The 5392-nt window shown below is 41.1% G+C and carries 7 protein-coding genes and 1 pseudogene; 4 read left to right on the top strand and 4 right to left on the bottom strand.

Annotated elements, in window-relative coordinates:
• Positions 1-155 (bottom strand): annotated as a pseudogene (locus L5M11_RS23515) (IS4 family transposase); the annotation flags it as partial.
• A gap of 132 nt (positions 156-287) precedes the next feature.
• On the opposite strand from L5M11_RS23515, the gene L5M11_RS23510 reads away from it, so the two are divergent.
• Both L5M11_RS23510 and L5M11_RS23505 read left to right on the top strand, forming a co-directional pair.
• Entirely contained in the window at positions 288-1097 is an 810-nt protein-coding gene (locus L5M11_RS23510; protein ID WP_115334748.1) for an EVE domain-containing protein, read from the top strand.
• A gap of 198 nt (positions 1098-1295) precedes the next feature.
• Positions 1296-1919, top strand: coding sequence for a hypothetical protein (locus tag L5M11_RS23505; RefSeq protein ID WP_115334747.1), 624 nt, complete (start codon positions 1296-1298; stop codon positions 1917-1919).
• Between the two features lie 275 nt (positions 1920-2194).
• Here L5M11_RS23505 and L5M11_RS23500 read toward each other — a convergent pair whose 3' ends face one another.
• The gene (locus tag L5M11_RS23500) at positions 2195-2593 is read right to left on the bottom strand and encodes a hypothetical protein (RefSeq protein ID WP_248943596.1); all 399 of its coding nucleotides are present in this window, start codon (positions 2591-2593) and stop codon (positions 2195-2197) included.
• A gap of 255 nt (positions 2594-2848) precedes the next feature.
• On the opposite strand from L5M11_RS23500, the gene L5M11_RS23495 reads away from it, so the two are divergent.
• Complete coding sequence (locus tag L5M11_RS23495) at positions 2849-3637, top strand: type IV toxin-antitoxin system AbiEi family antitoxin (RefSeq protein ID WP_263193424.1); 789 nt, start codon at positions 2849-2851, stop codon at positions 3635-3637.
• Positions 3630-4565 (top strand): nucleotidyl transferase AbiEii/AbiGii toxin family protein, encoded by a 936-nt coding sequence (locus tag L5M11_RS23490; protein ID WP_107404662.1) that lies wholly within the window; start codon positions 3630-3632, stop codon positions 4563-4565. The genes L5M11_RS23495 and L5M11_RS23490 overlap by 8 nt, the downstream gene beginning before the upstream one ends.
• Positions 4566-4684: 119 nt before the next feature.
• On the opposite strand, the gene L5M11_RS23485 is transcribed toward L5M11_RS23490, so the two are convergent.
• Positions 4685-5095: a hypothetical protein gene (locus L5M11_RS23485; RefSeq protein WP_107404661.1), complete on the bottom strand. Its 411-nt coding sequence runs from the start codon at positions 5093-5095 to the stop codon at positions 4685-4687.
• A 36-nt stretch (positions 5096-5131) separates the two neighbouring features.
• A partial coding sequence (locus L5M11_RS23480) for a hypothetical protein (protein WP_263193421.1) occupies positions 5132-5392 on the bottom strand: 261 nt, incomplete at its 5' end.

The raw sequence follows: 5392 nt of genomic DNA, 5'->3' as shown, positions 1-5392 counted from the left end.
ACGTTACCCGTTATGTTCCGTCCTAACTGGGTTAACGAGAGTTGATTGCCATCGAGTAAAGACTCAGTAGCAACCATCAGAGAATTAAGGCGTTTTTGGTGTATTTGAGGGCATTGTTTTTTGAGTAAATCGTGTAATATGTCGATATCACGCATGATGTTGGATCTAGTAGGTTTTTGGCGAAATTGATTAGATCAAACAGCATCATGCGTGTCTACTTATTTGAATCCCATCGAATTTATCTGGGGATTCGCTAGATTTGGGCGTTATAACTTCTTGGAGATTTCATGGCAGATTGGATTTTTAGAGGGAACAGAGAAGATTTTGACGTAGATACTTACTTAGGTGAGTTTGATTATATCTATTGGGCAGTTAAGCATGCTAAACACCAAAATGAAATGCAAAGTGGAGATCGAGTATTTATATGGAGATCAAAAGGTAAGTCAAAAGATCCTTATGGTTTAGTTGGTTTCGGTGTGATTGCCGAACCTCCGGTACATAAATCAGATGTAAAGCATCCTGAATTTTTACTTGAAGAGTATTGGGAAAAAAGGGAGGTCTCAGAAATTAAAGTCGGTATAAAACTGCAATCTGCTCGCCTAGATTTGAAATCAGGTCTTGTAGAGTCATCACTTCTATTAAGGGATGAGGAGTTATCAGGAATGCAGCTCTTGACAGCTAGGCAAGGTACAAATTTTAAACTAACTGATAGTCAGTTTAATAAAATTTGGGTGATGTGGGCAGGTGATTGTAGTGAAGATGTAGAAAATGAATATTCTTCTGATGAAACAAAATATCGAACTAGAACTCATAAAATTAGAGAACGAGACCCAAAATTAGTAAAGAGAGCCAAAGAGAGGTTCGTAAAAGACAATGGTTCATTATTCTGTGAGGCATGCGATTACGATTTTGTGGATTTATACGGTTTTAGTTATGCAGAAGCGCATCACAAAAAGCCGTTGAATTTAATAAAGGCTGGAGAAAAAACAACAGAATCTGACATGGGGATACTATGTGCCAACTGCCATAGAGCAGTTCATAGAATTGAATCGGATGATCCATGGTTCGAATTGTTAAAATTGCATGGGAAGTTATAACCATTCGTTCAAGCGGGACTCGTAAAAGTTGGCTCGGTTTCGCTTCGCATCACATTTTAGTCAACAATTACTCTGTAGTGGCACACTAAATTTGGCCACCTCATTAGTTCATGCCCATGCTGGGCGTACACAAGCCAAGCAAGGCGGACGCTGAAAAACGCGCCGCTTCTTGAAGCGTTAGATTTTTCAAGGAATCGTATGCAAGACTATTTTGAACAGTTGAAGAATGAACTTGAAGCCATCAAGCAGCTTGGATCGAGAAGCGGTGCAAATGGTTTCTTTGGTCAAGAAGCATTGCGTTTTTATTCTATAGCAGGAACTCTTCTTGAGAGCTTTAGCTGCGACAAAAATGCTGGTGTTGATGAGCGCTATATAACTCATATTCTTTCCAGAACCATCCTGGAAAACTATTTCTGGATTATCTACTTATTTGACGCTCCTGCTCAAACAGCCAGTCGATACGCTAGTCTGGTTGATGCATTCAAGCTGGATTACCACAAGCTCTTAAATGAGCCGCTGTTGCCTCATAAAGATAAGCTAGAGCCTTCAGATCCTTCTTGGTCAAGTCTGAATCGAGCAATGGATGTAAATAGCATGCTTGCCCAGGTTAAAAACGATTATGGTGATAGGCTAAGTTACCTATATTTTATTTACCGTCTCACCAGTTTTGACACGCATGGAAAGAGTCTAGATACCATCTTCCAAGAGGCGTTCGGTAAACAAGTGAATTTCCCAGTATTGGATGTTGGCTATGCAATTAAACTCATTGCCAACCAATATATGGTGACCTTGGGGCAGCTTAGAAATGCAGGTGAAATCTAACAATTTACTCTCTCTGAAAAATTACTCGCTACGCTCCTAATTTTCCGGTGAGCAAGGCATTAATACATAGAAATTTTAATTCGAAACTCACTAATTCGAGCTAACAGTCTAACTCGGAAAAGTCCCAAAGCGTTTGTGTTGTCATGTGTTGTTAGAGCTTCATTAAATATGAATATGGACTTAATTCGTAGACAAGTTTGATTAGGTATGAAAAGCGAACCCTTTCAGGTTCGCAAGTAAGTGGCTAACGCTTAGCATTACTGCTGAATGTTAGCTTAAGCTTCGGCTTCAATAATCTGCTCAGCCCAGAATTGTTCAGCAGCGTCAAAATAGAGAATCGGGGGCAACCCGAATATCTGTTGAAACTCCGCGGTAAACAACTCGCAAAAGGCAGAAATATCATCTTTATACATCAACAATAGCATCGTCATTTCCAAGCCCATTAAATACTGAGTATCAAACTCAGCATGTTCCTCAAGAAGTGATTTACTGATGCTAATGCCTAAGTGTTGTCCTTTGATGTCGCGATGAAGATAGATATATCGAGTGAATTGTAAGGCTCTAGGATCGTTATCATTTTCGTCAATGTCAGCGAGTAACAAGACGGTACTATGATCATCCCAAGGGCTTTTTGATTTTCGTTGATATACGCGAATAAACGGTGACTGACTCATTATTAACTCCTCGTTATTGTCCTTATCAATAACTAGAATTGGGCACCGGAAATTCTGTCGGTTCAGGGGTTAAGTTTAACGTTTTAAGTAARAATMCCTTCTTAGCCTTTTGCTGGTAACTAATCATCCCCCTCATCCTGCTAGTTTGTATTTTGCGATAAACATGTACTAAAGGTACTAAGTAATTGCAATTTATAAACTCTACTTCTATAGTTGGTTTAATTTAYTCTATATTYTGGTACTTATGGTGCAACTATGTCATCAAAAATAAACTGGCTGATTAATCATACGAGCCCTGGTGCGGTAGTGCTTCAGTCGTGGTTGACACAAAATGAGATCAGCTCATCTTTGGTGAGAAAATATGTGCAGAGTGGTTGGTTGTACAAGATAAGTGCGGGGGTTTACGTTCGTCCTGAGTCAACAGGYAAGTTACAGCCTCATTGGGTTGAAGCGCTCAAGGCTGTGAATGARCAGCTAARGCTTCCTGTTCACCTTGCGGGRGTCAGTAGCCTRACGCATCAAGGGCTTAGTCATTATCTTCAACTAAGCAGCGAGCAAGTTTGGGTTGGCTGTCAAAGTAAGCAGGCKTTGCCAAAGTGGTTCCGCGAATTGGAGGAGCAAAAYTGGCTTTTYTATACCAGTAGCAAGCTGACCCAAACGTTGGAAAAAGACTTTATTACTATAGGRGTGAACAATAGRGASGTTAAGGCAAGTTGTGCGGAGCTTGCAGCCTATGAGGTCGTCAATGCCATTGGCAAACATATCAGTTTTGAGCATGCCGCGGAGCTGTTTCAAGGGTTAGTGAATCTCAGCCCACGTAAAATACAGTCAATACTGAATCGAAGTGAAGCCGTWCAAGCTAATCGCGTATTTCTCTTTTTAGGCCACTACTATCAACACCAGTGGAGCAAAAGGCTAGATGAGCAGCAAATCACGCTWGGYGCGGGAAAGCGTCAGGTGGTGGCTCATGGCCGTTACGATGGACGGTATCAAATAACAGTGCCKGCATCGTTTATTAAGACAGAAGAAAATCAATATGAATAAGTCATCGATATACTACCAGCAAGTGACCTTGCTTATTCGGATGCTGCCGCTCGTCGCCCAAGAGAAGGTATTTGCCCTAAAGGGCGGTACGGCTATCAACCTATTTGTACGCAACTTCCCACGCTTATCGGTTGATATCGATTTGGCTTATCTTCCTTTGGAGCCAAGGGAACAAGCGCTACAAAGTGTGAAGGAAGCGCTTGGTCGTTTGACTGCGAAGATCAATCTACAACCGAACCTTAGTGCAGTATTTCAAGACAATAAATATGATGAGCTCAGGGTTGTCGTGACAAGTGATAGGGTGACAATAAAAATTGAAGTCTCTCCTGTTGCGAGAGGTACGCTACACAAAGCGGTATTAATGCCAGTCGTTGAGTTAGTTGAAGAAGAATTTGGGTATGCAGAGATACCGGTTGTAAGCCTGCCTGATCTATACGGTGGTAAGTTATGTGCAGCGATGGATAGGCAGCACCCAAGGGATCTTTTCGATGTGAAAATGCTGCTGGCGGAAGAGGGGATCAGTCGAGAGATTTTAGTCGGCTTTCTCACTTATACACTTAGCCATCCAAGACCCATTAATGAAGTGATGTCTCCACGTTGGAAACCGCTTGATGAAAGCTTTCAAACTGAATTCAATGGAATGACGACAAAGCCGATTAAACTCGATGAGCTGATTTTAACTCGCTCAGAAATGCTCACAGCGTTGCAGCATCACTTTACTGCAAAAGATAGAGACTTTTTATTATCCTTTAAACAGGGTCAGCCTGATTGGTCATTGTTTGATGAACCGAGCGTTGCGGCACTACCTGCGGTGAGATGGAAGCTATTGAATATCCAAAACCTAGCGAAAAATAAATCCAAGCATCAAGAACAACTGATTAAACTGGCTGATGTATTGGAGACGTGGGTTGCAGGTCGGATATTGTAATGTGCAGTGTATTGTCGATTTTATCTGATAGTTCGCTGTTTGTGGGCGTTGGCGACTTAGATTGAGCTAAGGCTATAAGCAAATAAAAAAAGCGAACCGTGAGGTTCGCTAGTAGGTGATTATTGAGGCGCGTTAGATTGCACTTCAATAATCTGCTTTTCCCAATATTGTTCCGCGGCTTCAAAGTAGACTGTCGGGTGATACCCTAAGACATACTCAAACTCTGCGGCAAATAATTGGCAAAAATTTGTTATATCATCAACATACATGAGCAAAAGCTGCATCATTTCTAAGTCGTTTAAAAACTGAGAGCTAAACTCAGGGTGCTCCTCAAAAATAGATTGGCTAATACTCACACCTAGAACATGTCCATCTATATTTAGGTGAAGATAAATGTAGCGTGTAAACAGCAGCTCTATTGAGGTTTGGTCGTTCAGTTTAATATCTGCAAGTAACACGACTTTGCAGTGTTCATGCCAAGGACTAAATGTTTTAAGCTGATTTACATGAATAAAAGTTGAGTGTTCCATTTGTTACTCCTATTGGTTTGGCCTTTCAACTTTTACTTAGGTCTGCACCATGGAACTTAGCCCTGTTTGCATAAATTGCTCAGCAAATGAAATTGCGAGTTCAATCTGAACGACGGACATTTTTTCACGCACTAAGCGTTGTTTAAGCATGTGCAGGAGTATTTCTTGCTCAACGTTGTCCTCGTAAGAAAAGGTGTTGCTATCAGGCATCTCTTTTTTAATTACATAGGTCATCAATTCGAAGACCATCAGCAGATTGTGGGCTTGTTGTTCAAACGCAGTCGATTGCAGATTGCA

It is taken from the genome of Shewanella sp. SM87 (genome assembly GCF_025653705.1).
Taxonomy (GTDB): Bacteria; Pseudomonadota; Gammaproteobacteria; order Enterobacterales; family Shewanellaceae; genus Shewanella; species Shewanella oncorhynchi.
The sequence above is the reverse complement of the archived record's forward strand: the minus strand, read 5'-3'. Positions and strand labels throughout refer to the sequence as shown.